Below are 22,871 nucleotides of genomic sequence, written 5' to 3' on the forward strand. Positions count from 1 at the left end.
GCAAAATCATTTTTTATTTTACACCGTACTGCTCATAATACGCATCTATTGCTTCTTTAAGTTTATCGTCAATAAGAATCTTTCCCTGGCACTCTTTGTTATAAAGGCACTCGACAACATCTTCCATTGTAACGATTGCATTTGCACCAAAGCCATATTTTGACTGAATTTCATCAAGAGCACTTGCATTTGTTGTAAGTCCTCTCTCCATTCTGTTTAAAGAAACCATAAGACCTTTTATCTCTACATCACCCTGTGCTTTTATAATAGGAAAAGTCTCTTCTATAGATTTTCCTGATGTTGTAACATCCTCAATGATCACAACTTTGTCTCCGTCTTTAATCTTGCTTCCAAGTAGGATACCTGTATCTCCGTGGTCTTTAACCTCTTTGCGGTTAGAACAGTATCTTATTTCTTTTCCGTATAACTCACTGTATGCAATAGCTGTTGTTACGCTAAGAGGTATTCCCTTGTATGCAGGTCCGAATAATACATCAAAATCATCACCATAATGCTCATGTATGGCTTTTGCGTAATACTCTCCAAGTCTTTTAAGCTGTGAACCTGTCACATATGCTCCTGCATTCATAAAAAATGGTGATTTTCTTCCGCTCTTAAGAGTAAACTCTCCAAACTTTAAGACGTCACTCTCAACCATAAACTCGATAAACTCTTTCTTGTAACTCTCCATAATCAAACCTCTTTTCTATATTTTTGAATTTTTTTCTAAATATCTGTATATTTATTATTTTACGCAGCCTATAAGCTCGTTTATATCTTTAACTCCGTTTTTATCCATAAACTCTGCTATTCCATCAATAACTTCAATTGTCGCTGCCGGATTGTTAAAGTTTGCTGTTCCAACGGCAACCATTGTAGCACCCGCCATGATAAATTCAAGTGCGTCTTCTGCCGTTCTTATTCCACCCATTCCTAGAACAGGTATATTTACAGCATTTGCTGCCTGATATACCATTCTTACGGCAACCGGTTTTACAGCCGGGCCTGACATTCCACCTGTCTTATTGGCAAGTGCAAATGTTCTCCTGTTTATGTCAATTTTCATACCCGTAAGTGTATTTATAAGTGATATGGCATCTGCGCCGCCTGCTTCTGCCGCCTTTGCCATCTCTGTTATATCTGTCACGTTAGGACTAAGTTTCATTATTACCGGCTGTTTAGCGTGAGCTTTTATTTTGCCTGTAATCTGCTCAACAAGTTTAGGGTCTTGTCCGAACGCAATGCCGCCTGCTTTTACATTCGGGCATGAAATATTTATCTCAAGCATCGATACATCCTCTGAGGCAAGTCTGTCAACAACTTCTATATATTCCTCAGGTGTCTTTCCGCATACATTTACTATGATGTTGGTATCATATTTCTTCAAGAAAGGAATGTCCCTGTTTACAAATGTATCTATTCCCGGATTCTGAAGTCCTATCGCATTCAACATTCCACCGTATGTCTCACAAACTCTCGGTGTGTCATTTCCAGGCCATGGAATACTTGCTACACCTTTGGTTGTAACTGCGCCGAGTCTGTTCAAATCCACATACTCGCTGAACTCTTCTCCCGAACCAAATGTACCGGATGCTGTTGTAACCGGATTTTTCATTTTAACTCCGGCAAAATCTACTGAAAGATTCATAAGTTTCCTCCATTCTGTACAGTAACCTAAATTTCTATATCCTCTGCATTAAATACAGGCCCATCTTTACATATTCTCTTATTATGAACTTTACTGTGGTCATCAATTTCTTTTGATTTACATACACATCCGAGACATGCACCTATTCCACAAGCCATTTTTTCTTCCATCGAAATCTGCGCTTCTATATTTTTTTCCTGTGCATAGGCTTTTACTCCGCGAAGCATCGGTATAGGCCCGCATGAATAAATTACATCTGCTTCAAGCACATTCTCTTTTATTGCATCTATAACATTCCCCTTTGTTCCGACACTTCCGTCCTCAGTAGAAACATATACATTGGCATATGGCTCAAATTCATTTTTAAGGAATAAATCATTATCCCTGTATCCAAGAACTACTGAAACATTTTCTTTAGAATTAAGAGTTTTTGCAAGTTCAAGCATAGGCGGTATTCCTATTCCACCACCTATAAGTACGGCTTTGCCTCCTTTAAAGCTGAATCCGTTTCCAAGCGGTCCAACAACCGGAATCTTCTCTCCCTTTTTCATCTTTGAAAACTCATCTGTTCCTTTTCCGACAACTCTGTAAACAACTCTTAAACTTCCTGAATTTTTATCAATTTCACATATACTTATAGGTCTTGGTAAAAGTCTGCTGCCGTCAGAACTGTACATTGAAATAAACTGTCCCGGAATTGCATTTTCCACAACATTTGACTCTTTTTCAAATTCAAGCCACATGCTGAATATGTCTTTTGTTATATTTTCCTGTGATTTTATCACAGCCATAGTCTTTTTCTTATCAGCCATAAAAACCTCATTTCATTTCCTTAAAAAATACTATTTATATCGTTTTTCATATTGATAACAGCTTCTCTTGATGCATCCGCAAAATTTTCCTCACCAAATTTGCTGTATGCCTCCTGCCTGTATGCTGCAATTATTCCTCTTGATGAATTTACTATGGCTCCAAGACCATCCTCGTTAAAATATGGTTTAAGATCTTTTGCTGTACCGCCCTGTGCACCATATCCCGGAACAAGAATATAAGTTTTTGGCATAAGTTTACGAAGAACTTTTCCCATCTCCGGATATGTAGCTCCTACAACACAGCCTACATAACTGTAATCATCACCCATGCAGTCTTCACCCCATTTTGCAACCATCTCTCCGACAAGTTCATAAAGAGGCTTTCCGTCAACTTCCTTATCCTGAAATTCTCCACTTGATGGATTTGATGTCTTTACAAGAACAAAGATACCCTTCTTTTCTTCTTTACAAACATCTATAAAAGGTTTTACTCCGTCACTTCCAAGATAAGGATTTACCGTTGCAAAATCTTCGTCAAATCCTGCATAAAACTTTGAACCGACCTGAACTTTTCCGAGATGACCGACAGCGTATGCTGTAGATGTAGAACCAATATCACCACGCTTGATGTCACCAATAACAACAAGTCCTTTTTCCTTGCAGTAATCTATAGTCTTTTTATAAGATACAAGGCCAGGTATTCCAAACTGCTCATACATGGCAATCTGTGGTTTTACAGCCGGAATAAGGTCGTATGTGGCATCAACTATAGCTTTATTGAACTGCCAGATTGCCTCTGCTGCTCCCTCAAGTGTCTCTCCGTATTCTGCAAATGCCTTTTCCTGTATATGTTTTGGCACATAATTGAGCATAGGGTCAAGACCTACAACTATAGGTGCATTTTTTTTCTTAATCTCCGAAACTAATTTATTTATCATTTATTTTCCTCCATTTCTTTATTCATGATATACTATTTTTCCATCGACTATCGTCGTAATAACTCTTCCTTTTACCTTTTTGCCGTCAAACGGTGTATTTTTTCCTTTTGATACAAACTTTTTGCTGTCTATCTCATATTCCTCAGTAATATCTGCAATAACTATATCGGCAGCCTTTCCCTGTGCAAGATTTCCCTTGTCTATACCAAGAACTTTTGCCGGATTGACACTCATTTTTTCTACAAGCTGTGAAAGTGTAAGAACGCCCTTATCTACAAGTTCTGTATAACCAAGTGCAAAAGATGTCTCAAGACCTACTATTCCAAAAGGAGCTTTCAACATGGTCTGATTTTTTTCTTCTTCCCCGTGAGGTGCATGGTCTGTAGAAATAACTTCCATAATTCCGTTTTTGAGACCCTCTTTCAAAGCATCAACATCTGCTCTGCTTCTGAGTGGAGGATTCATTTTAAATCTTCCATTATCCTCTGTAATCTCATCATCTGACATAGTAAAATGATGCGGGCAGACCTCTGCACTTACAGAAAGTCCCTGTTTTTTTGCCATCTCAACCAGAACCACACTGTCCGCTGTTGAACAATGACAGAGATGAAGCCTGTTTCCGGCTTCTTTTGACATGATAATATCCCTTGCAACAATTACATCCTCAACCGAATTTGTAATTCCAGGAAGTCCAAGTTCTTCTGCCTTCTTTCCTGCATTCATGACACCACCCTCGACAAGAGCTTTATCTTCACAGTGAGAAAACATCGGCAGATTAAGTCTTGCAGCCTCCTTTAATGACTTTCTAAACAGTGACGAATCCATAACAGATTTGCCATCCTCACTAAGTGCAACTATGCCCGCTTCTTTCATCCCCTCAATATCAGCAAGTTCTTTGCCCTCCTGTCCGACGGTACATGCTCCTATCGGAAGGATATGAACAGGTGCGTTTTCTGCTCTTTTAAGCAGATCTTTTACACTTTCGGCACTGTCAATGACAGGTTTTGTATTTGGCATAGGACAAATAGATGTAACTCCACCCCTCGCTGCTGCCTTAGCACCCGTTTCAACAGTCTCCTTGTACTCAAATCCGGGTTCTCTCAAATGTACATGCAAATCAATAAATCCAGGCATAACAGCTTTTCCCTCCGCATTTATTTCCTTTGCATCGCCAGCCTGCATTATACAGTCAGCAACTTCCTTTATTTTTCCATCTTCTATAAGAATATCTCTTTTTTCATCAATATTATTTGCAGGATCTACCAGCCTGCCATTTTTTATAAGAATTTTTTCCATAATATGTTTATGCCTTTCCCTATATACACAGAGAGCACCCGCCAAATTTCATTGACAGATGCACTCTTTTTATTTAATAAAGTTCCGCCTTTTCAAGGTCTTTAAGCATACGTTCATTATGGATGTAATTTTCAAAATCAATTGCTTCAATCCACTTAGCATCATGCAGTTCTTCCGATAACACAACATCATCCTCGTCCTGTTCTGTAAGACAAAGATACGCCAGTCCCAGATTGCACTCTGAGCCAATCATAAATGTCCATGTATAAAGAACTCTGTCTACTTCCGTAATAAGTCCCGTCTGCTCCTGAATATTTCTAACTACCGCTTTGTCCGGTGATTCACCAAACTCTGCCTCTCCATCAATAAATTCCCATTGATAAGGTTCTACGATATTATCATCGTACCATTTTTCTACTGTCAGATATCTATTGCCCTTCTGAACAATTCCTTTGACTAAAATTCGATACTTATTCATTTGGCACCTCCATTCATGTTACTGTTATTAGTTTTTTAACATAACTGAATCCGCCGTAAAATATATGGGCGCTTATAAATTATTTTGCTGTAATATATCCCTTAGCTTTAAGAAGCTCTGCGATAAGCACGGCTCCGCCTGCTGCACCACGAACAGTATTATGTGATAAACCAACAAATTTGTAATCAAATACTGTATCTTCACGAAGACGTCCAAGTGATACTCCAAATCCGTTTTCATAGTTTACATCAAGTGAAACCTGTGGACGGTTATCCTCCTCAAGATACTGTATAAAGTGCTTTGGAGCATTTGGAAGACCAAGTTCCTGTGGCATTCCGCTAAACTCTCTCCAAACTCTAATAATTTCTTCTTTAGAAGGCTTCTTTCCTTCTTCAAATGTCATAAATACTGCTGCTGTGTGACCATCCTGTACAGGTACACGGATACACTGTGTTGTAATAACAGGTCCTTCTGCTTTTACAATCTGACCGTTCTCAACGTGACCCCATATACGAAGTGGCTCCTGCTCACTCTTTTCTTCCTCACCGCCGATAAACGGAATGATGTTGTGCTCCATCTCCGGCCAGTCCTTAAATGTCTTTCCTGCTCCTGAAATAGCCTGATATGTTGTTGCAACAACTGTCTTTGGCTCATATCCTGCCTTTTTGAGGGCATGAAGTGCAGGTGTGTAACTCTGGATAGAGCAGTTTGGTTTAACTACTATAAATCCTCTTGTTGTTCCAAGACGTTTTTTCTGATCTGCAATAACCTCAAGATGCTCCGGATTAAGTTCAGGCACAACCATCGGTACATCAGGTGTCCATCTATGTGCACTATTGTTGGAAACAACTGGAGTCTCTGTCTTTGCATATTCTTCTTCAATCTTCTTAATCTCGTCTTTTGTCATATCTACGGCACTAAATACGAAATCAACTTTTGAAGCAACATTCTGAACATCGCTGACATCCTGTACCACAATCTTCTTAACGGCTTCAGGCATTGGTGTAGTCATCTTCCAACGACCCCCGATTGCTTCCTCATATGTCTTTCCTGCACTTCTTGGGCTTGCAGCAATTGCTACAACCTCAAACCAAGGGTGATTTTCTAATAATGAGATAAATCTCTGTCCTACCATTCCAGTACCACCAAGGATACCAACTTTTAACTTATTGTCCATGTCTTTCCTCCATATAGTTTAACTCACCGATACTACGGCTTTTTTCATTTTTCAATTTTACACTATTCACGCTAATAAGTCAAAAAAGATTTTTTTTGCTTTGAAAAATATCCCGTAATCTATCCCGTCCTTGCCCTCAAAGGCAAGATATGATAAAGTATTAAAGGTTATTTTATTAAAAAAACATGATTTTAAGTTAATGTCTAAATTTTACCAAAATTATATTTCAGAAAGGATGGTTAACAATATGAAATCTACACCAGTCAAAGGAACAAGAGATTACCTTCCAAAAGAAGTTGAAATAAGAGATTATCTTCAAAATGTAATCGCTGAAACATATAGAGAATCAGGTTTTATGCGCATCACTACTCCTATTATTGAAGATGCCGTAAATCTTGATAAAAGCGAGGGTGGTGAAAACCTTAACCTTATATTCAGGGTTCTCAAAAGAGGAAAAAAACTTTCATCTGCTCTTGAAAAAAGCGATGTAACAGAAAAAGAACTTTCAGATATGGGACTCCGATATGACCTCACTCTTCCTCTTTCCAGATATTTTTCAAATAATAAAAACGAACTTATGACACCTTTTAAGGTAATTCAGATGGACAGGGTTTACAGGGCAGAAAGACCTCAGAAAGGCCGTCTGCGTGAATTTATGCAGTGTGATATAGATATTATAGGAAACGATTCACGAGATGCGGAAATAGAACTTATTCTTACTACTACAAAAGCTTTAAACAGAGTGGGTCTTAAAAATTATACAGTCAAGATAAATGACCGCCGTATCCTTAAAAGCATTTTCTCTTATGCAGGTTTTGATGAAGCTGACAATGAAAAGCTTGCCATTATCTTTGATAAACTTGACAAAATCGGAATTGGCGGCGTAAAAACAGAACTTGAAGACAACGAATTTGATAAAAACGCTATCGAGAAGTTTATCAATCTCTTTGAGGGAGGAAGTTTAACTCTTGACTCCATCGCTGATGTCTGTGATGCAGAATATGTAAATGACCTTAAATATATTATCGATACTGTAGATAAAGCTTCAAACGGAACGATACCTGTCGAATTCACTCCTTCTCTTGTAAGAGGTCAGGGCTACTATACAGGTACTATATTTGAAGTCGCAGCCGAGGGTTACAGTGGTGCAGTCGCAGGCGGCGGACGCTATGATAATCTTATCGGAAAATTCCTAAATCAGGACATCCCTGCAGTAGGTTTCTCTATCGGATTTGAAAGAATTTTCGGTATCCTTATGGAACAGAATTATTCAATTCCTGACCGTAAAAAACGTATCGCTGTTTTCTACGACAAAGAAAACTATGCAGACGCTCTTTCATATGCTGAAGATTTAAGAAATGAATATATGGTTTCAGTTATCGCACGACCTAAAAAACTCGGTAAGTTCTTAAATAAACTTGAGCAGAATGATTTTGATGGTTTTGCTGTTTATGGCGAATCTGACGGAATTAAGTTGTTTGGATAGTTTTAGAAATACCCAGACGAAAAAATCGGACGCAAAAAAAGAATTATGAAAAATATTTATAATAATAATCAAGTTTATACAAAAAACAGTTCTACTTCTGAGATACTCAGAAATAGAACTGTTTTTATATTTTATAATAATCTTCTATGAATTATATTTTTAATAATGCATAAATACCATCTGCTTATAGCTTGTGAGTTCATATATACTTGCTGCGCTTGATGGGCTGAGATTGAGACATCCGTGTGAACCTCTCACTTTATAAAGGCTAGGGCTCCAGCTTCCCCATGGCTGCCACTCTGCCTGATGGAATCCTGTTCCTGTCCATGTGATTCGTACCCAGTTCGCAACAGGTGTCGCATAGTTGTCTCCTCTAAGTACTCTATGTCTTGCATGGTCTTTTATAAAGAACATTCCTGTTGTTGTCTTTCTGCCCGGTACAGGCTTTCCTGAAATTGTAGGGCATGAATAGATAACCTTTCCGTTTTTAAAGACATATACCATCTGTGCGCCTAAATCAGCCTCTATATAACTGTTTTTATTCCAGTCATTCATTTTGTTTTCAGGGTCATATCTGTATGCTGTTCCAAGCCATTCAGGTTTGTTTGTGACTGTAACTGCTTTCTGGCTTTCTTCATCATTATTTTTAATATATGCACGCTGAAGTTTTTTACTCATCTTTTTATTTACGCTGTCTTTTAACTGAGCGCACATTTTTTCATAATCAAGCTGCCATCCGTAATCACCACCTGAAAGTTTAATCATCTTTCCTGTGTGACTCTTAAATTTTCTTGTTCCGCCTAATGTTTTATACTTTAAGCATAATTTTTCCATCCAGTCACGCATTGCCTGATTATCGAGAACAACTTTTCCGTTGTTATATGTAATCCACTTGCTGATATCCTCAGGGGTCGCACTTTCCTGAACTCCCTTATGAATAGTCCAAGTCACCCATCTGAGTGCTACTGCATTACATGCATTAACTTCTTTTTTTATCTCTTTATCATCAGATGTAATCTCCGGTTTAACATATACATCAGGATATTTTTCACTGTCACTTATATCCATTGATGTCTCTCCGTTATCAAGTGCCTTTTTAACCTCTTCTGAAAAATTATCCTTATCGAGCGTATTTCCAGGATTTTCTTTTACAACCTGATAACAATTTTTCTTTTTAGAATATGTTGCTTTTGCATCTACGGGAGCAACTATTTTATAATTGCTGTCTCCTTTTACAATCGATGCAGATTTCAATATGGAATCAACTTTATTCTCATCAAATGAAACCTTTGGCTCTATCTTTGTATCGTTGTTTTTAAATAACTTTGAAAATGAAAACTTTGAATGCTGTTTTTCATATGCCTTCTTTACAGCTGTCTCAACATCAACATTATAGTCAATGTCATCACCGTTTATTGTAAGGCTTCCATCATTGCGGCCTTTAATTTGAAGCTCATATGAACTGTAAACTTCTTTCATAGTTTTGGTTGCTTCCGAAAGTGTCATGCCGGAAACATCTTTATCACCTATTTTAGTATTTGAGTACCAATGTCCGTTGTAGTAAACTCTTATTCCAATTACGATTGCGAGTACCAAAACAACTACAACTCCAATAGCAATCGCAGCAATCTTTTTGCCAAGACCCGATGTACCATTGTTACCTGTAATACTATTCTTTTGTTTATTACTGATTTTCATGATATCCTCCATAAATCATTATATCTTTTCCCTATTCCACTTTACGAATTATAGTTTTAAATTGATACAATGTCAATACTTAGCGGCATTACATTTTTGTTACGATTGTTACAATTCATTAACGCATCGCCATTTGCACAGTTTTATTTTAATTTTAATTTTTGGTATTTTTGCAAAATTAAGGAGACTTAAAAAAGTCTCCCTAATCCGTTCTCTTTATAATATTCTGTATATTTGGTAAAATCCTTCAAAATTTACTTACCTGCATACGGACAGCTATTGTAAAGCTTGTGATTGACCCAGGCATAAATTAAAGCTCATCATCACTCTGCAATGCATCAAATCCACTGTCACCTGTACGAACCTTAACAACATTTTCAACATCATATACAAAAATCTTTCCGTCTCCGATATTTCCTGTATAGAGTGCTTTTTTCGCTGTCTCAATAACTTCCTCTACAGGTACGGCACTTACTACAACTTCAACTTTCATCTTAGGAAGAAGTACCACATCAAGCTCTGCACCACGATATTTTGTGGTCATACCTTTCTGTGTTCCACATCCAAGTACCTGAGTAACTGTAAGACCATTTACTCCTATATTGTTAAGAGATTCTTTAAGTTCTTCAAACTTACTCTGCTTACATATAATTGAAACCTTTGTAAGTTTAGCCGTTTCTGTTTTTTCCTCTGCCTTATTTTCCTTAAATGCAGCAGGCTTAGGTGCTGAAGTTTTTGATACATTTGTAACCTCAACCGCCTTATCCATAGGAACATTTCCCTTAAGTGTCTCAACTGAAGTTCCTGCTGAGTAGAACATGTTTCCTGCCGGCATAAAGTCTGCATATGCTGATGAAAGTCCATGTTCAACCGAATCAAGACCCTGAAGTTCTTCCTCTGCTGATACTCTAAGACCTAATGTATTCTTAATAACAAGGAATGTTATAGTAATTGTAACAATTGTCCATGCTATTGTTGCTCCCATACCAATCAACTGAAGTCCAAGCTGTGTAAATCCACCGCCATAGAAAAGTCCCTCGGCTTTTATTGCTCCGCCATCAAGCGCAATCTGAAATCCCGGTGCTGATTTTGTAGCGAAAAGTCCGACTGCAAATGTTCCCCAAATACCATTCATCATATGTACTGCTACCGCACCTACAGGGTCATCAATCTTGAGTTTGTAATCAAGAAGCCATACACCGAATACAACAAGCACACCTGCCACTGCACCGATGATAAATGAACCTAAACAATCAGTAACATCACATGATGCTGTGATTGCAACAAGACCTGCAAGTGATGCATTAAGACACATTGAAACATCAGGCTTGCCATATTTAATCCATGTAAATATCATACATACTACTGTTGCCACTGCCGGAGCAATTGTTGTTGTAAGGAAAATTGAACCTAAATCCTCAAGTGAAGTTGCTGCTGCTCCGTTAAATCCATACCATCCTAACCAAAGGATAAATACTCCGAGTGCACCTATTGTAAGGTTGTGTCCCGGAATAGCATGTGGTTTTCCTGTTCTCATGCTGAATTTACCGATACGAGGTCCAAGCATTGCTGCTCCGATAAGAGCACATATACCACCTACCATGTGAATACAGTTTGAACCGGCAAAATCATGAAATCCCATCTGTGCAAGAAATCCGCCGCCCCATGTCCAATGAGCCTCAATCGGATAAATAACTGCTGAGATAACTGCTGAATATACACAATATGAGATAAATTTAGTTCTCTCTGCCATTGCACCTGAAACTATAGTAGCTGTTGTAGCACAGAATACTAAGTTAAATACAAATCCTGAGAAATCAAAATCTGAATAATTCTTAAATATATCAAATCCCGGTGTTCCAAAAAAGCCTCCAACATCGCTTCCAAGTAATAATGAATAACCTATCACAATGAACATTACTGTTCCTATACAAAAGTCCATAAGGTTTTTCATAATAATATTTCCTGAGTTTTTCGCCCTTGTAAATCCTGCTTCAACCATTGCGAAGCCTGCCTGCATCCAGAAAACCAATGCGGCACCTATGAGGTACCAAACACCCCACAGATTACTGTTAATATAATCTAAAATTTCATTTGACATATAAATGTGCCTCCTTTTTATCGTGATGCCATCCTAAAAATTCATATATAAAATTGTCAGAATGTATCATGTTTTAACCTGTTTTTATCTGTGTGTCCGGACAACAAATCTAACTGGCAAAATAATACAAAAAAAGTGCCACGAATATTTCTTCGTGACACCTTTGTCATGACTATTATTATATACATAAATAATCGTCTGTCAACCAACTTTTTACATTTTAGCAAAAATACTATAATAAATACCAAAAATCAACTTTTTTTGGTATATTTTTATATATAGTTACTTCATCATCCACTTTATAAATTGGACAGCCTCTTCCTTATGCTTTGATGTTGCTGTTATGCCTATTACCGGTTTCTTTACAAGTCCCCCAAGTGACTTGGTATATTTCTCACTGCCATCTAAATAAAGTCCGAAATTATATGTTTTACCATCTGCTGATTCAGCTTCATTGGCAGTCTTTTCGCTTTCTCTTACATCCTCTCCCGATACATATTCACAGAAAAACTGCTTATCTTTGTCATAATCCTTGTAAAATGATACCGTGTCATCTGCCGAAGGTTCCATCATACAGCCTTCTTTAGCCCTTGTCTTATATGTATCTTCCGATGCTATAACAACATCGATAATCCCTGAATAAATATATGTCTGCACCTGTTTAGAGTCTGTTCCGTTGTCTATCTTTACATATTCCTTTTCACCGTCAATATTTAAATATTTCTCAACAGCTTTTTCAAAATCAGCGACTTTATCTTCATCGAGAACATCATCTTCTATCGCTATATAAAGAGCACACTGCGGTTTTTTCTCAACGGCATTCTTAAAAAACAGAACTGCAAGAATTGCCACCACCACAATAACTGCCACAGTTCCCATATAATACTGCCTGAAATACTCTCTCTTCTGACGCCCTTTTAATTTTTTCAGCTCTCCGTTATTTGCGTCAAGCCCATCTTCTCTCTTCTGATAAATTTCAGAATCATCTTCTAACATTTTCTTTTTTTCTTCTTCTGAAAAGTTCATTGCCATATAATAATCTTCCTCGTTTCCATATGATTTTTAACAGTAATATAAAATATATTATTTCTTCTGTTTAATAAATCTGATTATAACTTTTATTTTTTCTACAAAAAACATAATTTTTTTAATTCTTTTTGCACAAATTATACGAACTTATTCTGAACTTATCTAAATTCTTCTACATATACGACCCCCATATATAGACTATCATATAACCTATTATCTGCAATCCGTTAACAACGGCACCTATCGTCGGAAACAGATATCTTATATTTTCTTTTCTGAGACTCATCCACGATAAAATAAATCCTGAAACACTTATGATAAAACAAAGTATTCCCACTATACCTACTATAATTCCGCCTTTTCCGCCATTATCACCTGAGATAAAGCATGTGACAATAAACATAATAAGTGCAAATACTCCTATCAAAACTGACCATATTCCCGATATAGGATGCTTTTTATCGGTAAGTCTCAGTTCACCTTCTTTTTTTCGTTTTCTCTTAAACATAATACTCCTCTATACTCTATATTCTACTTTTTCTTCCGCCTTTTCTTTGATGTCTTATGTCTGAATATAAACATGCATATCAAAAAACATATATAGCCCAAAATCCCGCCTGATGTGTTTAAAATAACATCATCTACATCACAGGAACCAAGTTTCGATATAAGCTGTGTCAATTCGACTGCGATTGAACATAAAAGACATATAAGTGTAACTTTAAAAATATTTCTGTTTTTATTAGATAAAATTGGTAACACAAACCCCAACGGCATAAAACATATAACATTTCCCATAAGATTTAAAATAACGTAAAAACTGCCGAGTTTTTTATAATTTGTCATATATCGCTGTATTTCGGTAAATGGCTTCAGATTATAGTGATATGTATCACTCGGTGTTCTTCCAAGCATTTCACTAAAAAACAAAAAATAAACCATCATTATAAGATATATTATAAATAAAATCCACGAAACAGCTTTTATTATAAACTTATGTTTCTTTTTCATTTTAGTCCCCATTCCCATGCGCCTTAAATTTGTGCACATGATTTCCGCGCATAATGAAGTTTCGTCAGAAACTCCTAAGATGAGCACGCTTTGCTTATTATATCATAATATATTAAATTTATCAGTTTTACTATATTAAAATAATTAAATTTTTATTACACAATAAACAGGCAATTCCGTTTTTAACGATACTGCCTGTTTATCATAAATTTATCTTATACGCCGGGCACGCTTTAAACCATGCCTGCTTATATTACTGACGAAGAACAACTTCTATCTCAGCTAGTGCCTTTATAATCTTATCCATTGCTGCATTTACTTCGTCATCTTTAAGTGTATGGTCTTTTGCCCTGAATACTATCTTGTATGCAAGTGACTTAAATCCCTTGCTAAGCTGTGAACCCTCATATACGTCAAAAAGTTCATATGACTCTACAAGTTTTCCACCCTTTTTGCTTATGATTTTCTCTACATCTCCTGCAAGAACTTCTTTCTTCATGCTGAGACTGATGTCTCTTGTCATAGCAGGGAATTTTGGTACACCCTCATATTTTACTTCAAAATCAGCCTTGTCCATAATTGCTTTCATATCAACTACAGCAATATATGTTCTCTCTCCGATTGCAAAATTCTTCTGTACTGTCGGATGAACTTCTCCCAAATAAGCAATCTGTACTCCGTCATACATAACTTTTGCCTGACGTCCCGGATGGAGGAATGCTTTTCCTGCCTGAGGGTCATACTCTGCCTTTTTCTTAAGACCGAGTTTTGACATAAGTGTTTCTATAACACCTTTCATTGTGAAGAAATCTCCGTCCCCGTACATTCCGAGTGTAAGCTGCATACGCTCATCCGGAAGTTCAGTAAGCGGAAGCTGTTTTGGAAGATATACGTTGGCAAGTTCATAAAGTCTTACGTTCTTGTTTCTTCTATTATAATTGGTTGAAAGTGATGTGAGCATTCCACCGAGTGCAGATGTTCTCATTACACTGTAATCCTCACCTAAAGGATTCGTTATCTTTATGCTCTTTCTAAGTACATCATCCTCAGGAAGATTTAACTTGTCATAAATTTTCGGACTCTCAAATGAGAATGTCATTCCCTCATTAAATCCATAGCCCTCTACTACTATTCTCGCTGCTTTTTCATGTTTAAGTTTCTCAGACAATCCTCCTGCTGTAGCTGAACTCTTTGGAAGTGTCATAGGAATCTTGTCATATCCGTAAAATCTTGCTACTTCTTCTGCAAGGTCGGCAAGTCTCTCAAGGTCCTGTCTCCATGTAGGAACGATAACTTCTTTCTTATCTGTATCAACAGTAAGGTCAAGTTTTTCAAAATATTTTACCATTGTATCTTCATCAATGTCTGTTCCAAGAAGTGCATTTATCTTTTCTACATTGTAAGGTATTGTTATCGGCTCTTTCTTTACAGGATAATAATCTATTGCTCCGCCGACAACTTCGCCTGCACCAAGTTCCTCTACAAGCTGGCATGCCCTGTTCATGGCTTCTATTGCATTGTTCGGGTCGAGTCCCTTTTCAAATTTTGCCTGAGCATCAGTACGCATACCAAGTTTCTTTCCTGAAAGTCTGATATTTGTTCCGTCAAATGTCGCTGCCTCAAAAAGCATTGTCGTTACATCGTCAGTTATCATTGAGTTTTCTCCACCCATGATACCTGCTATTCCAACAGGCTTCTTTCCATCGCATATCATAAGCATTGTGTCATCAAGTTCTCTTTCCTGACCATCGAGTGTAACAAACTTTTCCCCATTGTCTGCTTTTCTTACGATAATCTTTCTGTCCTCAATCTTGTCAAGGTCATATGCATGCATAGGCTGTGCATATTCTTCCATAACATAATTAGTTATATCTACGATATTGTTTATAGGACGTATTCCGACTGATGCAAGTCTTCTCTGCATCCATTCAGGTGACGGTGCAATCTTAATGTTCTTTACAACTCTCGCTGTATATCTTGGGCAAAGCTCAGGATTTTTCACATCTACTGATATATAATCATTTACATCTTCACTGTTTCCTGTCTCTTTAACTTCCGGTACGACAAGCTCCTTGCCAAATGTTGCAGCAACCTCTCTTGCAATACCAATCATCCCGAAACAGTCTACTCTGTTTGATGTTATCTCATACTCAAATCTTACATCATGAAGTCCGAGAAGTTCAACCACATCTGAGCCAATTTTTGCATCCTTGTACTCAGGATTATCACTTAAAATGTAAATTCCGTCTTTTGCAGCATCAGGATACATATCCGTTGTTGAACCAAGTTCCTCAATAGAACACATCATTCCGAATGATTCAACACCGCGGAGTTTTCCTTTCTTTATCTTAAATCCGTTTTCTGACTCACCGTCTTTATGTGAACTTGCGACATGTCCTCCATCAAGAACAACCGGTACTTTCTGACCTTCTGCCACATTTGATGCTCCTGTTACAATCTGTACTTGTGTGCCATCTTCGTCCACCTGTACCTGACAAATAACGAGTTTGTCTGCGTCAGGATGTTTCTCAATCTTATTTATCTTACCTACAACAATTTTATCAAGGTTCTTGTCAAATTCAGTAAATCCCTCAACTTTTGTGCCTGATAAAGTCATCGCATCCGTATATTCCTGAGCTGTACAATCAAGTTCAGGAACATATGCTTTTATCCATGAAAAAGATGTATCCATATTTTTATACCTGCTTTCTTTTCTACTATCATTACTCTTTACAAATTTTAGAACTGTTTAAGGAAACGAGTGTCATTTTCATATAAAAGTCTCATATCGTCAATTTCATATTTGAACAATGTGATTCTCTCAAGACCTACACCAAATGCAAATCCTGTATATTCCTCAGGGTCTATTCCACTCATTTCAAGTACATGCGGATGCACCATTCCACATCCAAGAATCTCTACCCAGCCTGAACCTTTACAGAAACGGCAACCTTTTCCGCCACATTTGAAACATGTAACATCCATCTCTGCACTCGGCTCTGTAAACTGGAAATGATGAGGACGGAATTTTACTTTTGTATCCTCTCCAAAAAGTCTCTTTGCAAATTCCTGAAGTGTTCCTTTAAGATCCGCAAATGTTATATTCTTGTCGATTACAAGTCCCTCTATCTGATGGAATGTAGGTGAATGTGTAGCATCTACCTCGTCTGAACGGAATACTCTTCCCGGTGCTATCATTCTTATAGGAAGTTTTCCCTTCTCCATCTCATGAACCTGAACTGATGATGTCTGTGAACGAAGAAGAATATCCTTTGTTATATAGAATGTGTCCTGTTCATCTTTTGCAGGATGATTATCAGGAATATTAAGTGCCTCAAAGTTGTAATAATCATATTCAACTTCAGGACCTTCAACAACTTCATATCCCATTCCCACAAATATATCTTCAACTTCTTCAAGTGTTATTGTATTTGGATGGCTGTGTCCCATTGCAAGTTTTTTGCCCGGAAGTGTGACATCTATTGTCTCACTCTTAAGTTTTTCCTCCAAAACCGCTTTTTCAAATATATCTCTTTTTTCATCTAATTTTTCTTCAATGGCTTTTCTTGCCTCATTTACAAGCTGTCCAACCTTCGGTCTGTCCTCCGGTGCTACATCTTTCATCGCTTTTAATACTGATGTAAGTTCTCCCTTTTTTCCTAAAAACGATACCTTAATCTCATTAAGTCTGTCCAAATGCTCTGACGAATCAATCTGTGTCATCGCATCATCAAGAATTTTCTTAAGTTTGTCTTTCATTTCTTTTTTCCTTTCTTATATTTTTCGCTGTCATTTTGTCATTTTTAATGACATATCTTTTATTGCCGCAGTACGATTCTAACGGGAGTTTTTTTATGTTATAGGAAACTTCTTTTTTTCCTATAACAAAAAAAACTCTCCGCAAACAAAACGGAAAGTTTTATATATAAAGGTACCTCCCAAACTGCCTGCAGTCAGGGACGGCTTCTGCCGCGGTACCACCCTGTTTTTCATGTGAACTACACATAAACACTTAATTTGCAAATAACGGCTGCCAATCCGTCACCGCCTACTAAAAACTTCAACAGTGAAGCTCCTGTGGGAAATTCATCATAAACCGTAACATAAAGATGCTTTCAGCCGGGGACATCTTCTCTCTAAATGAATAATCTATAACTACTTTGCACATTCAAAGCTTTTAACGCACATTATTCTATCACATCTGTTTTAAAACTTCAACTATCTTTTCAAATTTCATTCCATGGGATGCTTTTACGAGAATTGCATCATTTGCTTTTACAATATCTTTCAAATTTTCTATTGCCTCATCTCTCGATGGAAAATAATATAAATTTTCTTTCTTGCCTGCCGCCTTTGCGCCGTCATAATACTCTTTGGCAAGTTCTCCTGCACATATGATACAGTCTATACCCTTTTTAGCCGCATATTCACCGACCTCATAATGCATTTTTCTTTCATCAGCACCAAGTTCAAACATATCACCGAGTATCGCAACTTTTCTTTCATCAGTCTGTATCAGAACGTCAATTCCCGCTTTCGTGGAAACAGGGTTTGCATTATAGCAGTCATCCATTATCGTAAAATGCTTAGTTTCAACAATGCTGCTGTGTCCCGATACCGGCTTAAACGCTGCAACTCCCGCCGCAATCTGCTTTTCATTTAAGCCAAGTTCAAGTCCGATAGCAACAGCTGCAAGTGCATTTGATACCATATGATGTCCCGGAACATTTACACGAATTTTCATTTTCCCATTAGGTGTAACTGCCGTAAAAGATGTTCCTGCAAGACCTTTTGTGTCTACATCTGTGGCATACACATCATTTTTCTTATCAAATCCAAAGAAAACAGGTTTTAACCCATTCACTTCTTTAACTGTTGCAAGCTTATCGTCATCCCCGTTAAGAAATGCTTTGCCACCCTCTTTAAGAAAATTAAATATTTCCGTCTTTGCTTTAAGAACACCATCTCTGTCACCCAGATTTTCGAGATGGCACTGACCTATATTTGTAATAACACACATATCCGGTTTAACTATTTTTCCAAGCCTTGACATCTCACCAAAATCACTTATTCCCATCTCTACTATTGCCAGTTCATGTTCCTCTCTCAGTCTGAACAATGTAAGCGGTACACCAACTTCATTGTTGAAATTGCCCTGTGTCTTTAATGTATTAAACTTTTCCGATATTACCGATGCAAGCATCTCTTTTGTTGAGGTTTTTCCGACACTTCCCGTAATACCTACTATTTTTGTCTGCATAACTTCACGATAAAACTCTGCTATGTCTTTTAATGCCTGGAAGCATGATTTTACAACTATGTATCCCTTATTTTCTGAAACAGTGACATCATTTGCATCAGGCTCATTTTCCGATAAACATACCAATGCACCGTCTTCATACGCTTTAGCTATAAATTTATTGCCGTCTGCTCTCTCTCCCTTTATCGCAACAAACATACAGTCGTTTTCAATTTTTCTGCTGTCTGTCGTTATTGAAGAAATTTCCTGATTTTGTGTCTTGTCTCCTTTGTAAAACTTACCATTGCAGATTTCAGCTATTTTTTCTATTGTCAATTCTCTCATATGACTAAGCTCCCATTCTAAAGTTTTTTTAAGTCAGCTTTACCATAATGACTGTTTGTTCCCGGTTTAGGAAGTTCTTCTGACTCACCGTTGTATGCTGCAAGTGCCTGTGCTATAACCTGCTCGCACAAAACTCCGTACTCTATTCCGAGAACTTTTGCCTCCTGTGGTAAAAGACTTGTAGCTGTCATTCCCGGAAGGGTATTTGCTTCAAGGCAGTACATATTGTCATCCGCATCGAGTAAGAAATCAATTCTCGCATATGAGCCAAGCTTAAGTTCCCTGTATACATCAATGGCATATGTCTGCATTTTGTCTGTTATCTCATCCGAAAGCGGAGCCGGACAAACGTCTGTTGCCATTCCCGGCTGATATTTTGTCTCATAATCGTATACACCTGACTTTGGTATAATCTCTATGATAGGCAGACTCTTTCCACCAATAACACCTACCGAAAATTCTCTTCCTTTAATATATTCCTCGACTACAACTTCATTCTCATATTTGAATGCCAAGTCAAGAGCTTTTTTGTACTCTGTCTCATTTTTGACAATACTCATTCCGACACTTGAACCGCCGCAACAGGGTTTTACAATGCATGGATAACCAATTTCTTTAGGAAGTTCATGGATATGGGATTTAGTCATTGTAAAACCGTTTGGTGTAGGTATTTTACTTTGTAAAAATACCTTCTTTGCCATTCCCTTATCCATAGCAAGAGCACTTCCAAGATAATCCGAACCTGTATACTTTATCCCCAGTACATCGAAAGCCGCCTGAACTTTTCCATTTTCGCCATCTGCACCGTGAAGCCCCATGTAAACTATATCTGCCTGCCTGCAGATTTCAATAACATTTGGTCCGAACAGCCCTTTTTCATCACCGTTTCTCATTTTCTTGACTTGTTCAATATCAGGATCAACTGCCTGTATATCATTTACCTGACTGTCCATCTCAGCAGCTTTTTCAAATATATTACTTACATCCTCGCCTCTTTTTTTATATCCGAGAAATACATCAAGAAGAATAACCTGATGTCCCTTTTCCCTAAGAGCCTTTAAAATACCTGCACCTGAAATAAGTGAAACATCCCTCTCTGTACTTATACCACCAGCTAAAACGACTATTTTCATTTTAATCTTCATTGCCTCCAATTTTTCAAATTATAATTTTAAGTATATAATCACAGTATACCTAATAATCTATCACTATTTTGTCGGTCTTGCAATCATTACTACAGAACTGCTTTTGTATGCATAATGTATAACTCTGTTATGAGAACTGCTTGCTGAAACACTTTTTCCGTTTCCGACATACATCTCAACATGACTTATATTTTTATATCTTCCGTTCTTCTGATATGAATAAAAAATAACATCTCCCGGAAGAAGCTTTGAAGCTGAAACTCCTTTTTTATAAATAATCTTATTATTTTTTGTACACCAGTATCCCATACTTGCTGCTGTCGGTGCCCATGATGAATTTACTCCAAAATTAACTCCATATCTTCTGTATGTTCTCCATACTATTGAACTGCAGTCATAATAATGAGCAGACATTCTTCTCGCCTGACTGTATCTTGTCTTTGTCTTTGAAATTTCAATTTCTTTTTTTGCTGCCCTGTAAGCATTTTTAGAAGCAATCTCAACATTTGCCGTAATATTTTTTCCGTCTACATTTGCAACTACTTTTACATGACCTGATTTTTTTGCACTTATCACTCCTGTGTCTGTAACGTCAACAGTAGCCGCATTCTTTGACTCATATGTAACGTCACTGCCTGAAATCGTTCCCTTTACAGGCATTTTTCTTTTTGCACCCTTATATGTCACTATAGTTGTATATCTTAAAGACGGATTAGTAATCTTAACGTCACAATCCATTTCTTTTCCGTCAACAGAAATCGTTATATTGTCTGTTCCTTTTTTTAATGCATACAACTTGCCGTCATCTGTAAGTGATACCTTATTTTTTGTTGACTTAACCAAAGTTACTGCGCTGTTTTCACATGTTCCCTCTAATTTTATTGCTTTTTTTCCGCCGACAGCAACAATCATTTTACTGTCAGGAATAACAGGATTTGTAACTGTTACAGGAACTCCGATATTCAAAACATCTCCATTTTTTGCAGTGATAGCCGCATTTATGGTTGTATCACCGATTCCTACAGCCTCAAGTTCTCCGTCTGTGACTTTCATTATATCTTCGTCACCAGAAGTCCATTCTATCGGTTTATCACCTGCAAGACTTGTATAATCACTTATCTCAGGTGTATATGGTTCTGTTCCTACAGCTCTTACAACCACATCATCAGTATATTCAGGTGTATTCACAGAAACATCTGCCACTTCGATTTTTTCACCGTTTTTTCCTGTCATGTATATTTTTGAGTCAGTAAATCCCTGAACTGTTATACTTCCGTCATTACTCACTGTTACGCTGTCCTTCTCTGATGAAAAAGTATACTCACATGCATTATAAGCTGATGCAGCTTCTATAATTTCTGATTTTCCATAACTTACATTTAATGTTTGAGGTTCCTTTATATTGATTGTAAAAGGCACAATTGAAAATACATTCCTGTACGAAAATTTAATGTCGATAATGACTGTTCCCGGCTTTTTTGTCATAAGATTTCCGTAACTGTCAAACTCTGCACAATCAGTGCTTCTGTTAGCTATATTAAACTCATATGAAAGTAACTGTTCATCCTTATCTTTGTTGTAATCATCACCATAATTATCCTGCATGTATGCATCGTCAACGAAATCTCTCAAATTGATGGTTGTTCCGGCAAATACTTCTACCTCATCACTCTTTAACAGATTTCCAAATGCCGATGCATCCCTATACATAAAACACATCATAAAACCAATTAAAAACATTCCCAACAGTATCTTACCATATCTTCTGTTACTCAAAACCTTACCTCCTGTTTTAATCTTACATAAAATTACTGTGCCTTTATTTATATAATTTTTAATTATATAATGTATAATTACTCCTGATTTTTTTCATCATTAAATCTTTCACAGACAAGATCAATATATTCCATTATCTCGTCTCTTCCGTTTTTTGTTAATGATGAAAAAGGAATTACAGGCGTACCCTCTACCACATTTAAAGTCTGCTTTATATCCTTGATAAGTTTCGCTTTTTGTGACCTTTTCACTTTGTCTTCCTTAGTCGCAACGATAACCGGATTGAATCCATATTCTACACACCAGTCATACATCTGTATGTCATTGCTGTTCGGCTTATGTCTTATATCTACCAGCAAAAATACCAGTCTTAAAACTTTTGAATTTTCAAGATAATTGTCTATCATCTTTCCCCATTTTGCGACAGTTTCCTTTGATACTTTGGCAAAACCGTATCCAGGCAGATCGACAAAATATAAAGCTTCGTTTATATTATAAAAATTGATTGTCTGCGTTTTTCCCGGCTGCGAAGATGTCCTCGCATATGCTTTTCTGTTCATCAATGCATTTATAAGTGAACTTTTTCCAACATTTGACCTTCCTGCAAATGCAATCTCTACTTTGTCATTTTCAGGAAGAACACTTGTTATTCCGCAAACCGTCTCTAAGTTAACACTCTTTATCTTCATATA

General features: G+C 37.1%; 19 protein-coding genes and 1 other annotated feature. Of the genes, 1 reads left to right on the top strand and 18 read right to left on the bottom strand.

What is annotated here, in order from left to right:
- Positions 1–13: 13 nt before the first annotated feature.
- From pyrE to asd, 7 genes are all read right to left on the bottom strand, one after another.
- Positions 14–691 carry an orotate phosphoribosyltransferase gene (pyrE, locus tag ACZLXV_RS04785; protein WP_022224394.1) on the bottom strand — a complete coding sequence of 226 codons (678 nt, stop codon included), beginning with the start codon at positions 689–691 and terminating at the stop codon, positions 14–16.
- A 54-nt stretch (positions 692–745) separates the two neighbouring features.
- The gene (locus tag ACZLXV_RS04790) at positions 746–1,648 is read right to left on the bottom strand and encodes a dihydroorotate dehydrogenase (protein WP_022224393.1); all 903 of its coding nucleotides are present in this window, start codon (positions 1,646–1,648) and stop codon (positions 746–748) included.
- A gap of 26 nt (positions 1,649–1,674) precedes the next feature.
- A complete protein-coding gene (locus tag ACZLXV_RS04795) occupies positions 1,675–2,460 on the bottom strand; it encodes a dihydroorotate dehydrogenase electron transfer subunit (RefSeq protein WP_482382662.1) in 786 nt (261 codons plus the stop codon).
- Positions 2,461–2,480: 20 nt separating this feature from the next.
- Positions 2,481–3,398: an orotidine-5'-phosphate decarboxylase gene (pyrF, locus tag ACZLXV_RS04800; RefSeq protein WP_367336600.1), complete on the bottom strand. Its 918-nt coding sequence runs from the start codon at positions 3,396–3,398 to the stop codon at positions 2,481–2,483.
- Between the two features lie 18 nt (positions 3,399–3,416).
- The gene (locus tag ACZLXV_RS04805; RefSeq protein ID WP_482382663.1) at positions 3,417–4,694 is read right to left on the bottom strand and encodes a dihydroorotase; all 1,278 of its coding nucleotides are present in this window, start codon (positions 4,692–4,694) and stop codon (positions 3,417–3,419) included.
- A 73-nt stretch (positions 4,695–4,767) separates the two neighbouring features.
- Positions 4,768–5,172, bottom strand: a complete 405-nt coding sequence (locus ACZLXV_RS04810; RefSeq protein ID WP_022224389.1) for an NUDIX domain-containing protein — start codon at positions 5,170–5,172, stop codon at positions 4,768–4,770.
- A 79-nt stretch (positions 5,173–5,251) separates the two neighbouring features.
- Positions 5,252–6,349: an aspartate-semialdehyde dehydrogenase gene (gene asd / locus ACZLXV_RS04815; RefSeq protein ID WP_022224388.1), complete on the bottom strand. Its 1,098-nt coding sequence runs from the start codon at positions 6,347–6,349 to the stop codon at positions 5,252–5,254.
- Between the two features lie 247 nt (positions 6,350–6,596).
- Here asd and hisS point away from each other — a divergent pair, with 247 nt between their 5' ends.
- Positions 6,597–7,835, top strand: a complete 1,239-nt coding sequence (gene hisS, locus ACZLXV_RS04820) for a histidine--tRNA ligase (protein WP_482382664.1) — start codon at positions 6,597–6,599, stop codon at positions 7,833–7,835.
- Positions 7,836–7,994: 159 nt separating this feature from the next.
- Here hisS and ACZLXV_RS04825 read toward each other — a convergent pair whose 3' ends face one another.
- The 11 genes from ACZLXV_RS04825 to yihA all read right to left on the bottom strand — a co-directional run bounded on the left by ACZLXV_RS04825 (position 7,995) and on the right by yihA (position 22,868).
- Positions 7,995–9,533 (bottom strand): L,D-transpeptidase family protein, encoded by a 1,539-nt coding sequence (locus ACZLXV_RS04825; protein WP_482382665.1) that lies wholly within the window; start codon positions 9,531–9,533, stop codon positions 7,995–7,997.
- 310 nt (positions 9,534–9,843) lie between these two features.
- Positions 9,844–11,634 (bottom strand): ammonium transporter, encoded by a 1,791-nt coding sequence (locus ACZLXV_RS04830; protein ID WP_482382666.1) that lies wholly within the window; start codon positions 11,632–11,634, stop codon positions 9,844–9,846.
- Between the two features lie 282 nt (positions 11,635–11,916).
- Positions 11,917–12,666 (bottom strand): hypothetical protein, encoded by a 750-nt coding sequence (locus ACZLXV_RS04835; protein WP_482382667.1) that lies wholly within the window; start codon positions 12,664–12,666, stop codon positions 11,917–11,919.
- Between the two features lie 169 nt (positions 12,667–12,835).
- A complete protein-coding gene (locus ACZLXV_RS04840) occupies positions 12,836–13,171 on the bottom strand; it encodes a DUF6142 family protein (RefSeq protein ID WP_022224383.1) in 336 nt (111 codons plus the stop codon).
- 23 nt (positions 13,172–13,194) lie between these two features.
- Entirely contained in the window at positions 13,195–13,674 is a 480-nt protein-coding gene (locus tag ACZLXV_RS04845; RefSeq protein ID WP_482382668.1) for a VanZ family protein, read from the bottom strand.
- A 253-nt stretch (positions 13,675–13,927) separates the two neighbouring features.
- Positions 13,928–16,366, bottom strand: a complete 2,439-nt coding sequence (gene pheT / locus ACZLXV_RS04850) for a phenylalanine--tRNA ligase subunit beta (protein ID WP_482382669.1) — start codon at positions 16,364–16,366, stop codon at positions 13,928–13,930.
- 47 nt (positions 16,367–16,413) lie between these two features.
- Positions 16,414–17,433, bottom strand: coding sequence for a phenylalanine--tRNA ligase subunit alpha (gene pheS, locus ACZLXV_RS04855; protein ID WP_022224380.1), 1,020 nt, complete (start codon positions 17,431–17,433; stop codon positions 16,414–16,416).
- Between the two features lie 193 nt (positions 17,434–17,626).
- Positions 17,627–17,855: a binding site (T-box leader), on the bottom strand.
- Positions 17,856–17,869: 14 nt separating this feature from the next.
- Entirely contained in the window at positions 17,870–19,258 is a 1,389-nt protein-coding gene (locus tag ACZLXV_RS04860) for a UDP-N-acetylmuramoyl-tripeptide--D-alanyl-D-alanine ligase (protein WP_482382670.1), read from the bottom strand.
- A gap of 17 nt (positions 19,259–19,275) precedes the next feature.
- Positions 19,276–20,391 carry a D-alanine--D-alanine ligase family protein gene (locus ACZLXV_RS04865; protein ID WP_482382678.1) on the bottom strand — a complete coding sequence of 372 codons (1,116 nt, stop codon included), beginning with the start codon at positions 20,389–20,391 and terminating at the stop codon, positions 19,276–19,278.
- Positions 20,392–20,466: 75 nt separating this feature from the next.
- Positions 20,467–22,179, bottom strand: coding sequence for a C40 family peptidase (locus ACZLXV_RS04870; RefSeq protein ID WP_482382671.1), 1,713 nt, complete (start codon positions 22,177–22,179; stop codon positions 20,467–20,469).
- A 77-nt stretch (positions 22,180–22,256) separates the two neighbouring features.
- On the bottom strand, positions 22,257–22,868 hold the full coding sequence (gene yihA / locus ACZLXV_RS04875; RefSeq protein WP_482382672.1) for a ribosome biogenesis GTP-binding protein YihA/YsxC: 612 nt from the start codon (positions 22,866–22,868) through the stop codon (positions 22,257–22,259).
- Positions 22,869–22,871 lie beyond the last annotated feature (3 nt).

This window comes from Butyribacter sp., from assembly GCF_056818865.1.

Coding starts and splice junctions, on each gene's coding strand:
- pheS (WP_022224380.1), bottom strand. CDS start 17,433: ATGAAAGACAAACTTAAGAAAATTCTTGATGATGCGATGACACAGATT.
- ACZLXV_RS04835 (WP_482382667.1), bottom strand. CDS start 12,666: ATGGCAATGAACTTTTCAGAAGAAGAAAAAAAGAAAATGTTAGAAGAT.
- asd (WP_022224388.1), bottom strand. CDS start 6,349: ATGGACAATAAGTTAAAAGTTGGTATCCTTGGTGGTACTGGAATGGTA.
- ACZLXV_RS04845 (WP_482382668.1), bottom strand. CDS start 13,674: ATGAAAAAGAAACATAAGTTTATAATAAAAGCTGTTTCGTGGATTTTA.
- ACZLXV_RS04840 (WP_022224383.1), bottom strand. CDS start 13,171: ATGTTTAAGAGAAAACGAAAAAAAGAAGGTGAACTGAGACTTACCGAT.
- pyrE (WP_022224394.1), bottom strand. CDS start 691: ATGGAGAGTTACAAGAAAGAGTTTATCGAGTTTATGGTTGAGAGTGAC.
- ACZLXV_RS04825 (WP_482382665.1), bottom strand. CDS start 9,533: ATGAAAATCAGTAATAAACAAAAGAATAGTATTACAGGTAACAATGGT.
- ACZLXV_RS04810 (WP_022224389.1), bottom strand. CDS start 5,172: ATGAATAAGTATCGAATTTTAGTCAAAGGAATTGTTCAGAAGGGCAAT.
- ACZLXV_RS04865 (WP_482382678.1), bottom strand. CDS start 20,391: ATGAAAATAGTCGTTTTAGCTGGTGGTATAAGTACAGAGAGGGATGTT.
- ACZLXV_RS04790 (WP_022224393.1), bottom strand. CDS start 1,648: ATGAATCTTTCAGTAGATTTTGCCGGAGTTAAAATGAAAAATCCGGTT.
- hisS (WP_482382664.1), top strand. CDS start 6,597: ATGAAATCTACACCAGTCAAAGGAACAAGAGATTACCTTCCAAAAGAA.
- ACZLXV_RS04830 (WP_482382666.1), bottom strand. CDS start 11,634: ATGTCAAATGAAATTTTAGATTATATTAACAGTAATCTGTGGGGTGTT.
- pheT (WP_482382669.1), bottom strand. CDS start 16,366: ATGGATACATCTTTTTCATGGATAAAAGCATATGTTCCTGAACTTGAT.
- pyrF (WP_367336600.1), bottom strand. CDS start 3,398: ATGATAAATAAATTAGTTTCGGAGATTAAGAAAAAAAATGCACCTATA.
- ACZLXV_RS04795 (WP_482382662.1), bottom strand. CDS start 2,460: ATGGCTGATAAGAAAAAGACTATGGCTGTGATAAAATCACAGGAAAAT.
- ACZLXV_RS04805 (WP_482382663.1), bottom strand. CDS start 4,694: ATGGAAAAAATTCTTATAAAAAATGGCAGGCTGGTAGATCCTGCAAAT.
- ACZLXV_RS04860 (WP_482382670.1), bottom strand. CDS start 19,258: ATGAGAGAATTGACAATAGAAAAAATAGCTGAAATCTGCAATGGTAAG.
- yihA (WP_482382672.1), bottom strand. CDS start 22,868: ATGAAGATAAAGAGTGTTAACTTAGAGACGGTTTGCGGAATAACAAGT.